This is a genomic window from Cohnella sp. (assembly GCF_041641335.1).
Taxonomy (GTDB): domain Bacteria; phylum Bacillota; class Bacilli; order Paenibacillales; family Paenibacillaceae; genus Cohnella.
Genome location: NZ_JBEPYQ010000119.1, coordinates 1 through 19,708 on the forward strand (window position 1 = coordinate 1; position 19,708 = coordinate 19,708).

The 19,708-nt window shown below is 57.6% G+C and carries 19 protein-coding genes; 15 read left to right on the forward strand and 4 right to left on the reverse strand.

What is annotated here, in order from left to right:
- Positions 1-230 precede the first annotated feature (230 nt).
- On the reverse strand, positions 231-1,091 hold the full coding sequence (locus ACESLM_RS27250) for a helix-turn-helix domain-containing protein (RefSeq protein ID WP_372636982.1): 861 nt from the start codon (positions 1,089-1,091) through the stop codon (positions 231-233).
- 213 nt (positions 1,092-1,304) lie between these two features.
- Between ACESLM_RS27250 and ACESLM_RS27255 the strand changes: the two genes are divergently transcribed.
- From ACESLM_RS27255 to ACESLM_RS27265, 3 genes are all read left to right on the forward strand, one after another.
- Positions 1,305-2,357: a Gfo/Idh/MocA family protein gene (locus ACESLM_RS27255; protein ID WP_372636984.1), complete on the forward strand. Its 1,053-nt coding sequence runs from the start codon at positions 1,305-1,307 to the stop codon at positions 2,355-2,357.
- Positions 2,358-2,696: 339 nt separating this feature from the next.
- Positions 2,697-3,659: a sugar phosphate isomerase/epimerase family protein gene (locus ACESLM_RS27260; protein WP_094041945.1), complete on the forward strand. Its 963-nt coding sequence runs from the start codon at positions 2,697-2,699 to the stop codon at positions 3,657-3,659.
- A 23-nt stretch (positions 3,660-3,682) separates the two neighbouring features.
- Positions 3,683-4,825 carry a Gfo/Idh/MocA family protein gene (locus ACESLM_RS27265; protein WP_372636987.1) on the forward strand — a complete coding sequence of 381 codons (1,143 nt, stop codon included), beginning with the start codon at positions 3,683-3,685 and terminating at the stop codon, positions 4,823-4,825.
- Between the two features lie 83 nt (positions 4,826-4,908).
- Here the strand turns inward: ACESLM_RS27265 and ACESLM_RS27270 are convergent, their stop codons facing one another.
- From ACESLM_RS27270 to ACESLM_RS27280, 3 genes are read right to left on the reverse strand one after another with little or no spacing between them, the layout of a single operon-like run.
- Complete coding sequence (locus ACESLM_RS27270; protein WP_372636953.1) at positions 4,909-5,529, reverse strand: ABC-2 transporter permease; 621 nt, start codon at positions 5,527-5,529, stop codon at positions 4,909-4,911.
- Positions 5,522-6,397: an ABC transporter ATP-binding protein gene (locus ACESLM_RS27275; protein ID WP_372636955.1), complete on the reverse strand. Its 876-nt coding sequence runs from the start codon at positions 6,395-6,397 to the stop codon at positions 5,522-5,524. The genes ACESLM_RS27270 and ACESLM_RS27275 overlap by 8 nt, the downstream gene beginning before the upstream one ends.
- Positions 6,394-6,780: a GntR family transcriptional regulator gene (locus ACESLM_RS27280; RefSeq protein ID WP_372636957.1), complete on the reverse strand. Its 387-nt coding sequence runs from the start codon at positions 6,778-6,780 to the stop codon at positions 6,394-6,396. The genes ACESLM_RS27275 and ACESLM_RS27280 overlap by 4 nt, the downstream gene beginning before the upstream one ends.
- Positions 6,781-7,005: 225 nt before the next feature.
- Here ACESLM_RS27280 and ACESLM_RS27285 point away from each other — a divergent pair, with 225 nt between their 5' ends.
- The 12 genes from ACESLM_RS27285 to ACESLM_RS27340 all read left to right on the forward strand — a co-directional run.
- The gene (locus ACESLM_RS27285) at positions 7,006-8,196 is read left to right on the forward strand and encodes a methyl-accepting chemotaxis protein (protein ID WP_372636960.1); all 1,191 of its coding nucleotides are present in this window, start codon (positions 7,006-7,008) and stop codon (positions 8,194-8,196) included.
- A 109-nt stretch (positions 8,197-8,305) separates the two neighbouring features.
- Positions 8,306-9,721: a stalk domain-containing protein gene (locus ACESLM_RS27290; RefSeq protein ID WP_372636990.1), complete on the forward strand. Its 1,416-nt coding sequence runs from the start codon at positions 8,306-8,308 to the stop codon at positions 9,719-9,721.
- Between the two features lie 24 nt (positions 9,722-9,745).
- Positions 9,746-10,597 (forward strand): phosphate ABC transporter substrate-binding protein, encoded by an 852-nt coding sequence (locus tag ACESLM_RS27295; protein ID WP_372636962.1) that lies wholly within the window; start codon positions 9,746-9,748, stop codon positions 10,595-10,597.
- Between the two features lie 100 nt (positions 10,598-10,697).
- The gene (gene pstC / locus ACESLM_RS27300; protein ID WP_372636965.1) at positions 10,698-11,666 is read left to right on the forward strand and encodes a phosphate ABC transporter permease subunit PstC; all 969 of its coding nucleotides are present in this window, start codon (positions 10,698-10,700) and stop codon (positions 11,664-11,666) included.
- The gene (pstA, locus tag ACESLM_RS27305) at positions 11,663-12,559 is read left to right on the forward strand and encodes a phosphate ABC transporter permease PstA (protein ID WP_372636967.1); all 897 of its coding nucleotides are present in this window, start codon (positions 11,663-11,665) and stop codon (positions 12,557-12,559) included. Before pstC (ACESLM_RS27300) ends, pstA (ACESLM_RS27305) begins: the two co-directional genes overlap by 4 nt.
- Before the next feature lie 112 nt (positions 12,560-12,671).
- The gene (locus ACESLM_RS27310) at positions 12,672-13,685 is read left to right on the forward strand and encodes a PstS family phosphate ABC transporter substrate-binding protein (RefSeq protein WP_372636993.1); all 1,014 of its coding nucleotides are present in this window, start codon (positions 12,672-12,674) and stop codon (positions 13,683-13,685) included.
- A gap of 168 nt (positions 13,686-13,853) precedes the next feature.
- Entirely contained in the window at positions 13,854-14,747 is an 894-nt protein-coding gene (gene pstC / locus ACESLM_RS27315) for a phosphate ABC transporter permease subunit PstC (protein WP_372636996.1), read from the forward strand.
- Entirely contained in the window at positions 14,747-15,622 is an 876-nt protein-coding gene (gene pstA / locus ACESLM_RS27320; RefSeq protein WP_372636971.1) for a phosphate ABC transporter permease PstA, read from the forward strand. Before pstC (ACESLM_RS27315) ends, pstA (ACESLM_RS27320) begins: the two co-directional genes overlap by 1 nt.
- A gap of 19 nt (positions 15,623-15,641) precedes the next feature.
- Positions 15,642-16,397, forward strand: a complete 756-nt coding sequence (pstB, locus tag ACESLM_RS27325) for a phosphate ABC transporter ATP-binding protein PstB (protein WP_372636974.1) — start codon at positions 15,642-15,644, stop codon at positions 16,395-16,397.
- 25 nt (positions 16,398-16,422) lie between these two features.
- Positions 16,423-17,082, forward strand: a complete 660-nt coding sequence (phoU, locus tag ACESLM_RS27330) for a phosphate signaling complex protein PhoU (RefSeq protein ID WP_372636999.1) — start codon at positions 16,423-16,425, stop codon at positions 17,080-17,082.
- Between the two features lie 216 nt (positions 17,083-17,298).
- Positions 17,299-18,654 carry a hypothetical protein gene (locus ACESLM_RS27335; RefSeq protein ID WP_372636977.1) on the forward strand — a complete coding sequence of 452 codons (1,356 nt, stop codon included), beginning with the start codon at positions 17,299-17,301 and terminating at the stop codon, positions 18,652-18,654.
- Between the two features lie 119 nt (positions 18,655-18,773).
- Positions 18,774-19,708, forward strand: a 935-nt coding sequence (locus tag ACESLM_RS27340) for an NAD-dependent epimerase/dehydratase family protein (protein WP_372636980.1), incomplete at its 3' end; no start/stop codon positions are given.

Genomic DNA, 19,708 nt, shown 5'->3' on the forward strand with positions numbered 1-19,708 from the left:
TCCGCGGCGTCGGCTACAAGCTGTTCGTCAACCGGAAGACGACTTCGAATCATTAAGAGCATCCGAACTTATATCGCAATCATCGCCCGGTCCTGCGACTCGGGCGTTTTTTCTTGGCGCTATTGAGGTTCTGTCAAACCGGGAACGGCCGTAAGACTTCGTGAGCTCAGGATAGGGGAGAAATCGGCCATGCGACCGATCGACAAGACTCAGGTGCAAGAGGGAGCGGTTTATCCCCGGCCCCAAGCCAGCATTTTGCGCTGGAACTCCTTCGGCGAACAGCCGTTGAAGCGCTTGAACATTTTGTAGAAATGGGCCATGTTGGCCATGCCGATCAGGTCGCCGACCTCGCTTACGCTGACGTCGCGGGTGAGGAGCACCTGTTCGGCGCGTTTGATCTTGCGGAAATTGACGTACTCGGTGAACGATTGGCCCATGATTTTCTTGAAAAATTTGACGAAGTAGTAATAGCTCATGTTGGCCAGACCGCACACTTCCTCGACGGCGATCCGGCCGTCGATGTTCGCTTCGACGAAGTCGAGGACGGGCTTAAGCCGGATTCGCTCGATTCGGTCCTGGCCGGCGAGCAGGCCGCGCGTATCGTTGCGAATCAGGATGAGGAGCAGCTTCTTGATCAGCATGTTGACCGCCAGCTCGTAGCCGCTCTGTTTCTCCAGCGCTTCACGATGGAGCTGACGGATGCATTCGGCCGCGCTGCTTCTGGCTTCGGGATTTTCGCGGAAAATATAGTTCATTGCGCTCAACGGCACCTTCGTCTCATTAAAATACTGCAAGTATGGAATCGTGCTCTGATCGAAATAATTATTAAGATCGAACTGCAGCACGATGTATCGCAAAATTCCTTCCGGACTGTGGTCCCTGTGCAGCTGGGAGCTGCCGAGAATGACGATGTCCCCCGGCCCGAGCTCGAACGTTTCGTCGCTCAAGTCGACGGTCAGAAATCCTTCCAGGACAAGCATCAGCTCGCATTCGGGATGATAGTGCCAGGACACTTCCCCGTGATTGCGCCTCGTCGACTGCCAAATTTTGAGCGACAGCAAAGGGTTCTCGTATTCGATCTTTTCTTTCATCGGCTGCAAGGGATCATCCCCTTAAAATGGTTGTTTAAAAAGTTCGATTTTCAGCGCCTCGCATAAAGGCGGATTGTCGGTAAAAGGCAAAATCGCATATAATCCTCGCACATCTCCGAATGGGATTCTCGATGAAGTGTGATACACTTATTGTAGTTTGATTATGGACTAGCCGCAAGGAGGACAAGCGCTTTGACAAAAGTTAACGTAGGCATGATCGGCTGCGGCGGAATCGCCATGGGGAAACATCTGCCATCGCTCGCCAAAATCCCGGAAGCGCAAGTGGTGGCGTTCTTCGACATCTCAACCGATCGGGCGCACGAAGCCAAAAACAAGTTCGGCACGCATGACGCGAGAGTCTACCACGATGTGTACGAGCTGCTGCGCGACCAGAACGTTCACGTCGTCCACGTCTGCACGCCGAACGACACGCACGCCGAAATTTCCATCGCCGCGCTCGAGGCGGGCAAGCACGTGCTCTGCGAGAAACCGATGGCCAAAACCGCCGAAGACGCGCGCCGGATGCTGGAAACGTCGCAACGAACGGGCAAGAAGCTGAGCATAGCGTACCAGAACCGTTTCCGCGCCGACAGCCGCTGGCTATATCAAGCTTGCCGTGAAGGCAAGCTTGGCGAGATCTACGTCGCCAAAGCGCACGCGGTTCGCCGCCGCGCCGTGCCGACCTGGGGCGTGTTCCTCGATCTGGAGAAGCAGGGCGGAGGCCCGCTGATCGATATCGGCACGCACGCGCTGGATCTGGCCCTGTGGATGATGGACAACTACGAGCCGAAGACGGTGTTGGGTTCGTCTTACCGCAAGCTGGCGGAGCAAGGAAGCAACGCGAACTTGTGGGGACCTTGGGATCCGGACAAGTTTACGGTGGAAGATTCCGCGTTCGCGATGATCACGATGAAAAACGGAGCGACCGTGTGGCTCGAGTCGAGCTGGGCGCTGAACACGCTGGACGTGGACGAGGCGAAGGTGTCGCTGAGCGGAACGAAGGCGGGAGCCGATATGAAGAAAGGGCTGCGCGTCAACGGCGAGGAGCACGGTCGCCTGTATACGCAGGAAATTCAGATGACCGGCGATTTCGGAGGCAATCCGCTCCCGGACGACGCCGCCGAGCAGGAGGCGCGCGCCTGGATCGAGGCGATCGCATACGACCGCGAGCCCGTCGTGACGGCCAAGCAGGCGCTTGTCGTGCAGGAAATTCTCGAGGCCGTCTACGAGTCCGCGAGCAAGGGGCAAGCGATCAGCTTCGCCTAAGCCGGCGGGGAGCGAGGGGTTAGCGGTCTGGCAGACCGCTAAGGGTCGAAAAAGCCGCTGCCTGAAGGAAATAACGGCCTGGCAGACCGCTAAGGGTCGAAAAAGCCGCTGCCTGAAGGAAATAACGGCCTGGCAGACCGCTAAGGGTCGAAAAAGCCGCTGCCTGAAGGAAATAACGGTCTGGCAGACCGCTAAGGGGGGCGCAATCCGCCCCCAAAGCGAAATAAGGGTGGCAATCCGCCCGGCATTTCAGGTAAAATAGAATTGCGACTTATGAACGCGCGTACATAAAAACGTGCAAAGGCTTCCATTTTGAATGAAAGGTATGGTGAAGTTCAAGTGAAATCCGGCGTATTTATCGTTCTATTCGCCCAACAATCGTTCGAACAAGCGCTTGATACCGCCAAATCGGCGGGACTGCAAGCGGTGGAAATCGGCACGGGAGGTTTTCCCGGCACGGCGCACGTGAATGCCAAGGAAATCGTGAACGACGACGCGGCCATCCGCCGCATTCGCGAAGCGGTCGACTCCCGCGGCTTGACGATCAGCGCGCTCAGCTGCCACGGCAACCCGCTGCATCCGGACAAGGCTACGGCCCAGTCCGATCACGAGGATTTCGTCGCGACCGTACAGCTGGCGGAGAAGCTTGGCGTGGATACGGTCATTACGTTCTCCGGCTGTCCGGGAGACTCCGAGAACGCGAAGTATCCGTCCTGGGTTACCTGCCCATGGCCGCCCGATTTCCTGACCGTGCTCGAATGGCAGTGGAACGAGATCGCGATTCCGTATTGGAAGGAACAATCCGCGTTCCTGCGTAAACATAACGTCAAAGTCGCGATCGAAGCGCATCCGGGCTTCCTCGTGTACAATACCGAGACCGCGCTGCGCCTTCGCAAGGAAGCGGGCGACAACATCGGCGTCAACTTCGACCCTTCCCATCTGTTCTGGCAGGGCATGGACCCGATCGAGTGTATCAAGGCGCTCGGCGACTCCATCTATCACGTGCACGCGAAGGACACGAAGATCGACAAGCGCAATACGGCGCTGAACGGCGTGCTCGATACGAAGCATTACGGCGATATTCTGAATCGTTCGTTCGTATTCCGCACGGTCGGCTACGGCCATGACGACGAGTTTTGGAAGGACATGGTGAGCACGTTGCGCCTTGTCGGCTACGACGGCACGATCAGCATCGAGCACGAGGACGGCATCATGAGCGTGAACGAAGGGTTCACGAAAGCGGCCGGCTTCCTGAACTCCCTCATTCTGAAAGAAAGCGCGGGTGAGATGTGGTGGGCGTAAACAACAAAAAAATCAACGTCGGCATGGTGGGCTACAAGTTCATGGGCAAAGCCCACAGCCATGCGTATAAAGACGTAGGCATGTTCTTCGAACCGGCCGCCGACGTCGTCATGAAAGCGATCTGCGGACGCGACGAGCAAGGAGTCAAGGCGGCAGCCGACAAGTTCGGCTGGGAATCGTACGAGACCGACTGGCGGAAAATGGTTGCTCGCGAAGACATCGACCTCGTCGATATCAACGCTCCCAGCGATGCGCATAAGGAGATTACGCTGGCCGCGATCGCCGCGGGCAAGCACGTCTTCTGCGAGAAGCCGCTCGCGCTGAATCTGGCGGACGGCCGCGAAATGCTCGAAGCGGCGGAGAAAGCCGGCGTCAAGCACGCGGTCTGCTTTAACTACCGCTTCCTGCCTGCCGTTCAATTGGCGAAGCAGATCATCGACGAAGGCCGTCTGGGCGAGATTCATCACTATCGCGCCACCTATCTGCAAGATTGGCTCGTCGATCCGAACACGCCGATGGCGTGGCGGCTGAAGAAGGAAGTCGCCGGCTCCGGCGCTCACGGGGACATCAATGCGCACAGTATCGATCTCGCCCGCTTCTTGATCGGCGAGTTCGACCGCGTTGTCGGTCACAACCGCACGTTCGTGAAGGAACGCCCGCTTGCGACGGATGCGGCTGGCGGATTGTCCGCCGGCGCCGGCTCGTCCACGCAGAAGGACGAGGTAACCGTCGACGACGCGACCGGCTTCCTGGCCGACTTCAAGAACGGCGCGATGGGCATGTTCGTCGCCTCCCGGTTCGCGGCCGGACGCAAAAACCACAACACGTTCGAGATTCACGGCAGCAAAGGCTCGCTTCGCTGGGATCTCGAGAAACTGAACGAGCTGGAAGTGTACTTCCGCGAGGACGAGCCGAACCTGGCCGGCTTCCGCCGTATTCTGGCGACGGAGCCGTCGCACAAGTATGCGGGCAACTGGTGGCCGACCGGTCACATCATCGGCTACGAGCACGCCTTCGTGCATATTGTGTACGAGTTCGTGCAGCACATTGAGACGGGCTCGCCGTTCGCTCCGACGTTCTATGACGGCGTGAAATGCCAAGAGGTGCTCGAAGCGGTCGACCTGTCGATCGAGCGCGGCTCCTGGGTCAGCATCGACGAAGTGTAACGATTGTTTTTGTTAAGAAAATGGCGGCGTTAGGGAGGGTCCCTGCGCCGCCATTTTCTGTTATTGGTTTTTGCAGCCGGAGATTAGCCGTCGATATCTTTGCGCAGGAAAAGGCGAAGAGAGATCCGGTAGGAGACGGATAACAGTAGCAGCCCGACGAACGGGAGCCCGGCGACGAGTTGGGTCCGGGACGGCAGGTCGAGGCTGAGCTTACCCGGGAGGTTGCCGAGTCCTCCAAGGATAGCCGCGGTCAGGAAGATGACCAGAAACGAGATAAAGGACGAATTGCGCACGCCCAGCCAAAATTGCACCGGGTAGTAGATGGCGGCGAAAGCCATGGCGAGCTCCGCGGACAGCGACAGGTGCAGGGCCGTGAAAGGGAAACGGACGTCCAGCACGTACTCGTTGAACGCGTGAATCGCGGCGGCCAGGAGCATTCCCAGCGCCAAGTAGACAAAGATGCTGCCGTATTTCGCCAGGACGATTTCCCGTCTGCGAACGGGCAAGCTGCCGATGAACAGCAGGCTTTTGTTGCGCAGCTCGATGCTCGAGGAGAACACCGTCATCATAATCGCGGGAAGCATGCAAATCATCATCGGAGAGAAAGGCGACACGAGGAAGAGGCCGAACGCGACTGCATAGACGGCGACGAACAAAAAGTACATTCTCAGAGCGATCACATCTTTGCGTATCAGATTAAACATGCGCCTCTGCCCCCTTAGCGGTAAAAAACATAATGTCTTCGAGAGTCGGACGCTCGATCCGGGCGTAGCCGGCGAACAGCCGCTCGGCCTCTCTCCGGTCGCCAGTCAGCCCTTCGAAGCCGGTCGACGTCTCGCGGATGCCGACGAAGACGCGGCGAACGTCCGCATCCAGCAATTCCTTGTCTGCTTTGACGAGGGCGTATCGTTCGAACACCCGCTCCTTCGATTCGTTGAACACCAGTTCTCCGCGATTAAGAAAAGCGATATAGTCCGCGACGCGGTCGAGATCGGTCGTAATGTGCGTGGAAAACAAAATCGACTTGCGTTCGTCCAGCATCAGCTCGGACAAAATATCCAGCAGCTCCCGGCGGAAAACGGGATCGAGCCCGGCGGTCGGCTCGTCCATGACCAGCAGCTCGGCACGATGCGACAAAGCGAAGGCGAGGCTCAGCTTCATTTTCATCCCTTTGGACAAGCTGCGGATTTTCGCTTTGGGAGACAGCTCGAACCGGTCGATGTATCGGGCGAATTGCCGATCGTCCCAGCGCTTGTAGAACGGCGCATAGATGCTTCTCATCGCGTCGACGGTCAGATGCTCGTAATAGCTGCAATCGTCGGCGACGTAGCCGATTCGCTCCTTGATTTCCGCTTCATGGCTCGCATAAGCTTGGCCGAAAACCCGCACTTCCCCGCCGCTGGGCAGCGACATTCCCATTAACAGCTTGATAAGCGTGCTCTTGCCCGCGCCGTTTGCGCCGATCAGCCCGGTAATAAAGCCCTGTTTAACGTCCATCGTTACGTCCTTCAATTCGAAGCGCTTGTACTTTTTGCTTAGACGGCTGATCTCGACAACCGCGTTTTCGTTCATCCTTCTCCCTCCAATTCCTCGTACAACAGCCGAATATGGGCGAGCAGTTCCTCCAGAGGCATCTGCAGCGAACGGCTTTCCTGAACGGCATCGATCAGCTTGCCTTCCAGCAGCCGCAGCCTCTGCTCCCGAATGAATTGCGGATTGGCGCCGGATACGAACGAGCCCTTCCCGACGACGGAATCGATTAACCCTTCCTTTTCCAGCTCCTCGTAGGCCCGTTTGGTCGTAATGACGCTGATCTGCAAGTCTTTGGCCAATTGACGGATGGACGGCAGGGGCTGGCCGGGCGTTATTTCTCCGTTCAGAATCGACTGGCGGATTTGACGGACGATCTGCCCGTAGATCGGTTCGTCGGATGCGTTGGATAAAAGGATATGCATTGCTCCTCCGTGCTCTTTGTATTTAATGTATATATATACTATATACACATGATCAAGAGAAGTCAAGATAACCCGGCGATCGTCTCGGCCGTCTTCGCTTCCATCCGCCGTTTGGATAAAGTTTACAGTCGCTTAATGAACAGCGGACAAATGGAAAACAATCGTCTGTTAGTTTCGAAATAGGGATTAATCCCCACGACCCGAATCCTAGAACGAGGTGCGTCCATGCCTATAACTTCAGTTCTCGAGAAGCAAGAAACGGTGCAACCGACTTCGCCGTCCGCCGAGTCTCCCTCCTCAGACCCGGCGTCATCTTCCCGACCGGATCTCCCGGCAGACATGCAGCCGATCGTCGTTAAAGATTGGATGAAGAGCTGCCCGGTCATCGCCCCCGACGTGCCGAACGACGATCTTGTCCGCCTGTTCCGCAGCAAGGAGCCTCATCCTTGCGCCGTCGTCTGCGGTGAAGGCAGTCGTCCCGTAGGACTGATCATGAGAGGCCGTTTCTACCGGCGTATAGGCTCTTTGTACGGCATGTCTTTGTACGGACAACGTCCGGTCTCGCTGCAGATGGACCCGTATCCGCTCGTCGCGGACGTTTCCATCGACCCTCAGGAACTGATCGACCGCGCGCTGTCCCGGGAGGAGGAGACGTTCTACGATGCCGTCGTGCTTACCGATAATGGGAAATTCGCGGGCATTTTGACGGTAAACGATCTGCTTAACGTGTCCAGACTGCTGCAGAGAGAAGCGGTTAACCGGCAGATGCGCACGATTCGCGATACCGAGGCGATGATCGAGGACATTCACGCTTCCGTCGAACGGGTCGCGCAGGCGACGAACGAAGCCAAGGCGTTCAGCGAGCGGATCGGAGAAATTACCGACCAGGGCCGCGATCAGCTAAGCGAGATGCTGGGACTGTTCAAGCAGTGGTCGGTGAATGCGGACAAGCAGGAGAAAGCCGCCGGCCAATTGACCGAACGCACGTCGGCTGTCGACGGCATCGTTCGCCTGATCGCCGATCTGGCCGATCAGTGCAACCTGCTCGCGGTGAACGCCGCGATCGAAGCAGCGAGAGCGGGAGAGCACGGTAGAGGCTTCGGGGTCGTTGCCGGGGAGATCCGCGCGTTGGCGGATCAGACGAAACGTTCCGCGGGCGAGATCGCCGGCATGATCCGCTCGATGACGGAGGCGGTCAAGCAGTCCGCCGTCTTGGCTGGAGAAGGCAAGCAAGGAGCGGACAGAGGCGTTCATTCGGTGAACAAAACCGAGGATACGTTCGCGCAGCTTTGGAGCTCGTCCGAGCTGAATCAGGAGGCGGCGGCGCTGCTACTGGCGGCATCCGGCGCGGCCACGATCAAGTCGGAAGAAGTTCGCGGCGAGATCCGCAAGCTGGCCGGACAGATGAAATCTTAAGTTTAACAATAGGAAAATAAATCCACAACAGCGCCTTTACAAAATAGGACTATACTCACTATAGCAATTCGAAAAAAACTACCAAAATCCAGAAGGGTGATAGGTGTCGATGGTGCTAAAGAAAGCGTCCCTGGTAACTGTATTGGCGTTGGCTGTCGGAACGGCTTCCGCAGGCGCGGCGTTCGCCGCAACAGCAACGACAACGAGCGCGGTTCAGATTACGAATTCGGCTTACATCGTGAACGGAACGATGGTTAGTCTGGGTACGATCATGGAGAAGGGCACGACTCTCGTATCTCTCAGAGATTTAAGCGCGAAGCTCGGAGCCAAGCTGCAATCGGCCGGCGGCGTCGTTCAAGCGAAGCTGAACGGCCATACGGTAGAGCTGAAAGCGGGCAGCGCCGTTCTTAAGGTAGACGGAGCGGAGCACAAACTGAACGTTCCGGTCAAAAATGCCAAAGGCGTCACTTACGTGGAGCTGGAAGCCTACGTCGAAGCGCTGGGCGCCAGCCTGTACGAAGACGAGAAAGGCTCGGTCTGGATCGACGCCAAGCTGCTGTCGAACGTGGATCGCATCCAATGGGTCGATGCGGAGCGCTTCATCGCTACGCAAGAGAACGAGACGGGACGCGCGGATTACCTCGTGGAAGCCGCTACGGGCAAGTACCGTCTGTTGGACGTGGCCGCGGACGCTTCCGAGCTGGCCGTTTCTTCGGACGGCAAGAAAGCCGCGTACACGACCGCGGACGGCCATGTGTCCGTGCTCGATCTGACGCGAGCAAGCAGAGCCGTCGTCGTCAGCTCGGATTCGAGCATCAAGCCTGAGCTTGTATGGTCGGCCGACGGCGCAAGCCTTTATTTCCTGCAAGGCGACAAAGGCAGCGTTATCGCCAAGCTGGATCCGGAGATCAACAAGATTACGAAAATTCTCGAAGACAAGGTCGACTACAAAGCGAATCTGCAAGTATCCGAGGACGGAAAGACGTTCACTTACACGGTGACGAAGCCGGGCGCCGTGGTCGCCGACGCCTCCAAGCCGGTCGAAGCGGACGACGTGGCCATCGACATGAAGGGAACGGAGCCGCAAATCTATCAATATACGGTCGATCCTTCCGTGAAAGAGAACAAGGCCGTGCAGCTGACGGCCTCCGCCGACGATAAGGTGTTTATCCGCGCCGCTTCGGACGGATCGGCAGCCGCCTACGTCAGCGTTAGCGGAGACGCCGCCGCCAAGTCGACTCTTGTCAAAGTGGGCAAGGACAAAAACGTCGCTACGTTGTTCAACGAGAGAGACGTGTATCAAGCGGAGTACGCCGACGGTAAATGGTACGTGCTGACGGAAGGTGACGGAGAGAAGCTGTTCGTATACGAAATCGATCAAGCGACGAAGGCGGCGAAACGGATTTATGAGCTGTCCGACTCCGTCAGCGAGATCATCGTTAAGCCGGGAGCGCCCATGGCCGTCATGCAAGACGGACGCGTATTCCTGGAACTGAACGGGCGCTGGAAGCCAGTGTCCCGCTAATCGACTCGAGAGGAGAATATATTCATGAAATGGTTCAAATCTTTATCCGTCGCCGCTCTGGCGATCGCCCTGGTTTCCACCTCCGTATCCGCGGTCGGAGCGGCAAGCTCCCTGAAAGGCAAAATCGTCATTAACGGTTCTTCCGCGCTGCTGCCGCTAACGCTGCAAGCGGCCAACGAATTCAAGAAGCTGCACCCGAAAGTGAAAATTTCCGCTTCCGCGGCAGGTTCGATCACGGGTCCGCAATCGGTCCGCAAGGGCATCGCCGATATCGGCGCGGTCGACTGGGACGCGTCCCAGGACGTCCCGGGCTTCAAGAAGTTCGAAGGGCAAGTCGCGCATAAAGTCGCAATCATCCCGTTCGCGGCCGTCGTCAACAAGAACGTCAAAGTCGAAGATCTGACGACGAAGCAGCTGCAAGACATTTTCTCCGGGAAAGTGACCAACTGGAAGGACGTAGGCGGAGACGACGCCGACATTATTGTCGTCAACCGCGCGTTCGGCTCCGGAACCCGCGTCAACTTTCAGATGAAAGCTCTGCAAGGCACGGAATTCATCAGCAAAGGCAACAACTACAAGGAAGTCAAATCGAGCGGCGACATGAAGACGGCTGTGGAGACGACGCCTAACTCGATCGGCTACATGGACCTCGTGTACGTGACGAGCAACATGAAGGCGCTGAAAATCAATAAAGTCGCTCCTACGGAAGCGAACGTCGTCAACGGCACCTATAAAGTGTGGGGTTACGGCTACTACATGACGAAGGGCGAGCCGGACGGCGCGACGAAAGAGTTCATCGAATACATCCAGAGCGCGAAGTTCCAAAACGGTTCCCTGAAAAAGCTGAAGTTCATCCCGATCTCCGCGATCAAATAATCGGCCATTGTTCGAACGATCAATCACATTACATTCGAGAAGAAACCAGCGAAGCGGCTCCCTCGCCAAGCTGGTTTCTTCATGGGAGGAACCTGGAGTTATGCAACTGGACACGTCGGCGCGTCCTTCGATCGCCGGCCCGAACGCGTCCGGGCTCGGCACTAGCATCAAGGCCGGCTCGGGCAAGTCGTTCGACCGGAAAAACAGACTTCTGTTTTACAACCGTTTTTTCAAGCTGGCTTGCATTGCCAGCGCCGTGTTCGTCTGCCTCATTCTGTTCGGCATCCTGTTTCTGATGTTCCGCACCGGCGTGCTGACGTTCCGCGATGTATCCCCGATGACGTTCTTCTTCTCGACGGATTGGAGTCCGGAGAAAGACCGTTACGGCGCTTTCGTCTTTATTTTCGGCACGTTCGCCTTGACGCTGTTGACACTGCTTATCTCCGTGCCTCTGTCGGTCATCATCGCAGTCTTCCTTGCCGAGGTCGCTCCGACGTGGCTGCGCAATCTGCTCCGTCCGGTGCTCGACCTGCTCGTCGGCATTCCGTCCGTCGTCTATGGCTTCCTTGGGCTGACGATCCTTATTCCGCTGCTCAGGGATATAACAGGAACGAATATGGGCGACGGCATTCTCGCGGCGGCGATCGTGCTGACGATCATGGTGCTGCCGACGATCAGCCGGGTGAGCGACGACGCGATCAGCGCGGTTCCGCGAAAATATAGGGACGCCTCTTACGCGCTCGGCGCCACGAGGTTCCAGACGATATTCAAGGTGACGATTCCGGCCGCCCGCAGCGGCATTCTGTACGGGGTTATTCTGGGAATGGCCCGGGCAATCGGCGAGACGATGGCCGTCGTCATGGTCATCGGCAACACGCCGCAGCTGGCCGACGCGCTGTTCAAGCCGACGTCGGTGCTGACGAGCAACATCGTCATGCAGATCGCCAACGTCCCGTTCGATTCGACCTGGAACAACGCGCTGTATATGATGGGCTTCCTGCTGCTTGTCATCTCTCTGTTGATGATCGTGCTCGTGAGGCTGCTGCAGCGGAAGGGGGCCCATTCATGAAAAATGCGACCGGAGCGGCCCGCAGCCCGTTCAGCTCGGGCCGGGGAATCAATTCGTTCAACAACCGGCTGTTTACCGCATTCGTCTGGAGCGCGTCCGCGGCCATGGTTCTGTTCATTCTCGCGCTGCTTTATCTGATTCTGCAGAAGGGGCTGCCTACGCTGACCTGGGATTTCATTCTCGGGCTTCCGAGCGAGATCGAGGAGGGCGGGGGCATCGGCCCGGCTCTGTTCAATTCTTTCTATATGCTGCTGATCTCGCTGTTCATCGCCGTGCCGCTCGGGATGGCCGCAGGCATCTACTTGGCGGAATTCGCGCCGAACAACAAGCTGATCGGCTTCGTCCGCATCTGCGTGGAGGGGCTCGCCTCCGTGCCTTCCATTATCTTCGGTCTGTTCGGGATCGCTTTGTTCGTGGAGATGTTCCAGATCGGGCTGACGATTCTGGGAGGCGCGGTCAGCCTCGCGTTCCTGAACTTGCCGGTCATGACCCGGGTGACGGAGGAGTCGATCCGCGCCGTGCCCGGGGAGCTGAAGCAGGCTTCGTTCGCGCTTGGCGCGACCCACCTGCAGACGATTCGCCGAGTGCTCGTTCCGTCGGCGATCAACGGTCTCGTGACCGGACTTTGCTTGATCGCGGGCCGCGCGTTCGGGGAGAGCGCCGTCATCATTCTGACGGCGGGGGTGACGACCTCGGGAGAGATGTGGGATTTCAATCTGTTGTCGCCGGGCGAGACGCTGGCCGTTCATCTGTGGTACGTCCAATCGGAAGCGATCGTGCCGGATGCGGTGTCGATTTCCGACAAGGCGGCCGCCGTGCTCGTGTTTGTCATTCTGCTCTTTAACGTCCTGTTCCGCATTCCGCTCTGGATCAAGGAAAGAAATAGCCGTTAATCGAAGTGGATCGTTTTTTTTACACAGAGTTAACAAAAGTCAAATCCGGAATTAACACAACCCTCTTAAGATAAATCTTGTAAGCAAAAATAAGAGATTTTGAGGAGTGGGGATGTTGTTGAAGAAGTTTTCTCGCAAAGGATTGCTCTTGTTGACGGTAATGACGGTCGTATTCGTTACGGCGTGCGGCAACGGAAATTCAGATAAGAACGGGGCGTCTCCGAGCGCGTCAAGCGCGAGCCCGTCGGCCTCGCAGCCGGCCAGCTCGGAAGCGCCGAGCAGCGAAGCGGTCAAGCTGTCCGGACAGATCGAAATCGACGGCTCCAGCACCGTATTCCCGATTACCGAAGCGGTCGCCGAAGAATTCGGCAAAGAACAGGGCAACGTCAAAGTCGCGGTCGGCGTATCCGGGACGGGCGGCGGATTCAAGCGCTTCTGCGCCGGGGAGACTGCGTTCAGCAACGCCTCGCGTCCGATCAAGGGCGAAGAAGCCGAGCTGTGCAAGACGAACGGCGTCGAGTTCACCGAACTGAAAGTCGCGTTCGACGGATTGTCCGTAGTGGTTCATAAAGATAATGATTTCATCGATCATCTGACAGTAGAAGAGCTGGCTAAAATCTTCGGCACGGAAAATCCAGCTAAAACGTGGAGCGAAGTGCGCGCGGGTTGGCCGGCAGAAAAAATCCTCGTGTTCTCGCCAGGGGCCGACTCGGGGACGTTCGACTACTTCAACGAAGAAATTCTCGCCAAGAAGGGCCTTCGCACGGACGATGCCGTCTCCTTGAGCGAAGACGACAACACGCTGGTGCAAGGCGTAGCAGGCAGCAAATACGGAATCGGGTATTTCGGCTTCGCCTATTATGAAGAAAACGCCGGCAAGCTGAAGGTCGTGCCGATCGACGGAGGATCCGGTCCGGTCGAGCCTTCCAACGAAACGATCAAGGACGGCAGTTACTCTCCGCTTTCCCGTCCGCTGTTCATCTACGTGAACAACAAGCAGTACGAGCGCCCGGAAGTGAAAGAGTTCGCGAAATTCTTCATGGACAACGTTCCGGAGCTGTCTGCGGAAGTCGGTTATATCCCGATGCCGCAAGAAACTTACGACGCAGAAAAAGCGAAGCTGTAAGCCATCACTAGCCGGATCTGCAGATGAAGAGAGGTTCCCCAGGACGAGCCGCGAAGCGCTGGGGACTTCCCTTTTTTTTGCCGGACGAGGACAAGGAGAGAAGACACGACTATGCCGGATCAAGCTATTCCGAGCGTTGACGCCAAACACCCGCCCGCGAAGCCGAAAATGCAGTTCAAGAACAAAAGAAAGAGCTTAATGAATTGGATTATGCCGGTTTTATTGTTTCTGTGCGCAGCCACTTCTATTCTTACGACTATAGGAATCGTCTATACGCTGTTATCCGAGACGCTGAGCTTTTTCGCTAAAGTTCCGTTTATCGATTTCATTACCCAGACACGCTGGAACCCATTGATGGGAGAAAAAACTTACGGTATTTGGCCGCTTCTGAGCGGCACGCTTCTCATTACCGTTATCGCTTGTCTCGTGGCGGTCCCGATCGGGCTCGCGGCGGCGATCTACTTGAGCGAATACGCGCCCAAGCGCGTCCGCAAAATCGTTAAACCGATATTGGAAGTCCTCGCGGGTGTCCCGACGATCGTCTACGGATACTTCGCGTTAACTTTAGTAACTCCTACACTGCAATCCCTTATACCCGGCTTGCCGATATTTAATGCGCTGAGCGCGGGAATCGTCGTTGGCATCATGACGATCCCGATGGTTTCCTCGCTGAGCGAAGACGCCATGTCGGCCGTTCCCCGCTCCTTGAGGGATGGGGCATACGCCCTCGGGGCGACGCGCTTCGAAGTGGCCCTGAAGATCGTGCTTCCGGCCGCGTTCTCCGGAGTCGTCGCCGCGGCGGTGCTGGCCTTCTCCAGAGCGATCGGGGAGACGATGATCGTAACGGTCGCGGCGGGAGCGACTCCGAAGCTGACGGCTAATCCGATGGAGAGCATTCAGACGATGACGGCGTACATCGTGCAAGTGAGCTTGGGCGATACCCCGCACGGCTCCATCGAATACGGATCGATCTTCGCGGTCGGTATGACGCTGTTCGTCATCACCATGCTGCTTAATATTACCGCGCAATGGCTGGCGAAGCGGTTCCGGGAGGAGTACTAATGAAAGATTTGATTCAGGAAGATCGCGGAAGAGTATTGATGCGCAGAAGGATCGACTTCGCGTTGAACTTGTTGTTCCTTGCCGCGACCTCCGTGGGCGTTCTGGTCCTGGTCGTGTTGATCGTGGATATCGTCATGGACGGCCTGAACAATTTGACTCCGGAATTGTTCAACAACTATCCGTCGAGAAAAGCTGCGCAAGCCGGGATGAAGTCGGCGATCGTCGGCACGATCTATATGCTGCTGATCATGGCGCCGATCTCGTTCGTCTTCGGCGTCGGCGCGGCGATCTATCTGGAAGAGTATGCGAGCAAAAACAGGTTTACCCGGTTTATTCAGTTGAATATCAGCACGCTCGCGGGCGTGCCGTCCATCGTATACGGCATTCTGGGCTTAACTTTATTCGTGAGGCTGATGGCGCTCGAACGGAGCTTGATCGCAGGTGCCCTGACGATGACGCTTTTGGTGCTGCCCATCATCATCGTCGCTTCCCAGGAAGCGATCAAGGCGGTGCCGAGATCGCGGAGGGACGCCTCGTTCGCGCTCGGGGCGAATAAGTGGCAGACCGTCTCCCGGGCGGTCATGCCATCGGCCCTTCCCGGCATTCTGACCGGTGTCATCTTGGCCATGTCGCGCGCGATCGGCGAGACGGCGCCGCTGGTCATGATCGGCGCGCTGACCTATATCGCGTTTCTGCCGGACAGCCTGAAGTCTTCCTTCACCGTCATGCCGATTCAAATCTTCAACTGGATCTCCCGTCCGCAGGAAGAGTTCCACATGCTGGCGGCCGCGGGCATCATCGTCCTGCTGGCCATGCTCCTTCTGATGAATTTCTCGGCGATCCTGCTTCGCAACAAATTCCAAAATAAACTATAGTGAAGGAGTCCGACCCAGGATGAAGCCCATTATCGAGATTAACGAATTGGACTTGTATTACGGAGACTTCCATGCTTTGAGGAAAGTGAAGATGGAAATTCCCGAGAAAGCCATTACCGCGTTCATCGGTCCGTCCGGCTGCGGCAAGTCTACGCTTCTGCGCACGTTTAACCGGATGAACGACATGATTCCGGGAACCCGCATCGATGGGACGGTCGCGATCGCAGGAACGGATATCTATTCGAACGAAGTCGACGTGGAGACGCTGCGCAAGCGGGTGGGCATGGTGTTCCAGCAGCCGAATCCTTTTCCGAAGTCGATCTACGACAACGTCGCCTACGGTCCGCGTCTGCACGGCATCACCGACCGGAAGAAGCTGGACGAGATCGTCGAGACGAGCTTGCGCTCCGCCGCGCTGTGGAATGAAGTGAAGGATCACTTGAAGCGTTCGGCTTACAGCATTTCCGGGGGTCAGCAGCAGCGTCTGTGCATCGCCCGCGCTCTCGCGGTCGAGCCGGACATTCTGCTGATGGATGAGGCGACTTCGGCGCTCGACCCGATTTCCACGCTGAAGATCGAGGAGCTGGCGCAGGAGCTGAAGGACCGGTACACGATCGTTATGGTCACGCACAACATGCATCAGGCGGCTCGGGTATCGCAGCAGACGGTGTTCTTCCTCAACGGAGAAGTCGTCGAATATTCGGAGACGGAGCGTCTGTTCTCCAATCCGACGGATCAGCGTACGGAAGATTATATTAGCGGACGGTTCGGTTGAACCTGCGGGAGGATGGATCGGAATGATGGTAAAAAGGCTGGAGTTCGATCATGGCTTGGAGGAAATTACCCAACTGCTGATCGAGATGGGCAATCGCGCCGAGATGGCGCTCACCGAATCGATGGACGCGTTGAAGAGCGGGGACATAGACACCGCTAAGCGGATTGTCAAGTCCGACTCCGAGCTGAACCAGCTGGAAGAGAAGGTGAGCGAGATCGGCGCGAAGCTGATCGCCACGCAGCAGCCGGTCGCCAAAGATTTGCGGCGTATTCTGATCGCGTTCAAAATTTCGAGCGATCTGGAGCGGATGGGCGATCTGGCCGTCGATATCGCCAAAGTCGTCATCCGGCTGGACGGACAGCCGCTGATCAAGCCGCTGCTCGATCTGCCGCGCATGGCCGACATCGTCGCGGTGATGATCCAGGAGTCGCTGCAATCGTACGTCGAAGAGAACGTCGACTTGGCTTATAAGAGCGCCAAGGACGACGACCAGGTCGACGCTCTGTATTCGCAGATCATCCGCGAGCTGTTCTCGCTCATGGTCGAGAATCCGAAGACGGTCGGCCAGGCGATGCTGCTCAGCTTCGTCGGACGGTACATCGAGCGGATCGCGGACCACGCGACTAACATTGCCGAGAGTGTCGTCTATCTGATGACGGGCAAGCGGCCGGACTTGAACCAGTAGATACGGAAACGGCGCGCTTCCGGACATACCGGTCGACGCCGGAAGAGGTGTCCGTTGGGCATAGACCGTCGGCGAGCCTGGATGAATTGACAATCGCCCGTTCACTGTGCTAGATTGAGCACAGGATCAAGAACGGAGCCGCGGGTCCGCGGAGAGTACGGAAGACCGCCCTTCGGGGCGGTTTTTCGATTTTGGGCACAAAAATGGGGGGTTATCATGGACGATGTATACGAATCGACCGAGGGGAAGGGCATTTCCATCGGCATCATCGGTCCGGACGATTCGGTCAAGCGAATATTGAAGGTTCTGAAAGCGTTTCCCTCCTTCATTCCGGTACCCAGGCCCTACGAGGAGGAGGATGCGGCCCCGCGGCTGGCCGAAGAAATCGCGGACGGCGTGGAAGCGATTCTCGTGTCGGGACCGCTGCCTTACCGCAGAATTCGGGAGGAGGCGGGGGTAAAGACAGCGCTGCATTTCGTGCCGCTAACCGATACCGGTTTTTACCGGGCGCTGGCCCGGCTGAAGAATGCGCTGGGACCGGACAGGCGGCTGCGATTGTCGATCGACACGATCGGCGGACAGGTGGTCGGCAAGCTTCTGATGGAGATCGGGGAATCCCGCGTCGAGGCGGACCATTACGGAGGATCGGTTTATCCGACCCGGGAGGAGCTAATCGCGTTCCACCGGGAGCGGTACGAGTCCGGCGCGTGCGACGGGGCTTTGACCGCCGAAGGGTCGGTCGCGCGGGCGCTGACGAAGCTCGGCGTTCCGAACGAATGGGTGATCCCGACCGACGAGAACATTACGGTCGCTCTGGAGCGCGCGCTGCTGTCGACGGAAACCCGCCAGAGCAAAGAAGCGCAGATCGTCGTCGGTCTGCTTAACGCGGATCACTTCGAGAAGCGGATTCACGGCCATTCGACCGAGCACGAGGTGCAGAAGTTCAAACTGGACATTCACCGGATGCTGCTCGACTACGTGGAATCGCTGGATGGCTACCTGACCCCGCTCGGCGGGGACGAGTATTTGTTTTTTACGACGCGGGGCATCTTCGAACGGGAAACGGGAGGCTACAAGACGATTCCGCTCGGCAAGCAGGCTTATCAGAAATTCGGCCTGTCTCTCAGCATCGGCATCGGGTTCGGGCGTTCGGCCAACGAAGCGGGCACGCATGCGAGAGCCGCGCTTCGCAAAGCGAAGGAAGCCGGCGGGGATACGTGCTTTATCGTGCGCGAGGACAAGACGCTGATCGGCCCGCTGGCGATGGCGGATTCGCTGGAGCAGAACCTGTCGCTCACGGATGCGGAGCTGCTGAAGAGAGTGGAGGGCGCGGGCATGACGTCCGCCTACTTGAGCAAGCTGCTCTCCCAGGCCGCGCGCACCGGCAGGACGGACTATATGGCTCACGAGATGGCCGCGCTGCTGAACGTGACCGTCAGAACGGCGCATCGGCTTATTCTCCAATGGCTCGATCACGGACTGGTCAGGATCGTCGGCGTGGAGAAGGTTCCGAAGGGCAGGCCGCGGCAAATTTTCCGGCTGATCTTTCTGGAGGATGAAGGCTGGAGATAGCCGGGGGAGGGGAGAGCGCAAGCTTTCTGTTTATTTACGGACAACATAAAGATTTGTCTTTTAATAAATGATGGGATTATGATGAAGGTATTCTCGACAATGGAAGGGAGAAACAACGAATGAGATCGATCGAAGAGCTGGAGGCCAAGCTGGCCGAACCTTCGGAGGCGCTGGTCAGCGATATCGCCTCCATCGAGGGCGACATTCTGCTGTTGGGCGTAGGGGGGAAGATGGGGCCGAGTCTGGCCAGACTGCTGATGAACGCGATCAAGCGGGCAGGCAGGGGCAACCGGGTCATCGGAGCGTCGCGTTTCTCGGAGAAGGGGCTGCGGGAGCAACTGGAGGCCGAGGGGATCGAGACGATCGCGTGCGACTTGCTGAACGAGGAGCAGCTGCAAAGCCTGCCGGACGCTCCGAACGTCATCTATATGGCCGGCAACAAGTTCGGCACGACGGGCAACGAATCGTTCACCTGGGCGATGAACGCGTATCTGCCGGGCAGAGTGGCGGAGAAGTACCGCGATTCGCGAATCGTCGTCTTCTCCTCGGGTAACGTCTATCCGTTCACGCCGGTCGGCTACGGAGGAGCTGACGAATCGGTTTCGCCTTCGCCGGTCGGGGAATACGGCCAATCGTGTTTGGGACGGGAGCGCGTTTTCGAGCATTTTTCCAAAATCAATCGCACGAAAATGCTCATCTATCGGCTTAATTATGCGATCGACCTGCGCTACGGAGTGCTGCTGGAAATCGCCGAAGCGGTCCGCTCCGGCAAGCCGATCGACCTGACGATGGGGCACGCGAACGTCATCTGGCAGGGAGACGCCAACGAGATCGCTATCCGTTCGCTGCTGGCGTGCGAGGCGCCCGCCCGCTTCCTGAACGTGACGGGCCCGGAGACGATGTCGATCCGCTGGGCCGCGGAGCAGTTCGGCAAGAGGCTGGGAACGGAGCCGGTATACACGGGAACGGAGTCCGACAACGCGCTGCTGAACAACGCGACGCAGTGCCATCAACGGTTCGGCTATCCCGGCGTCTCGCTGCTGCAAATGATCGA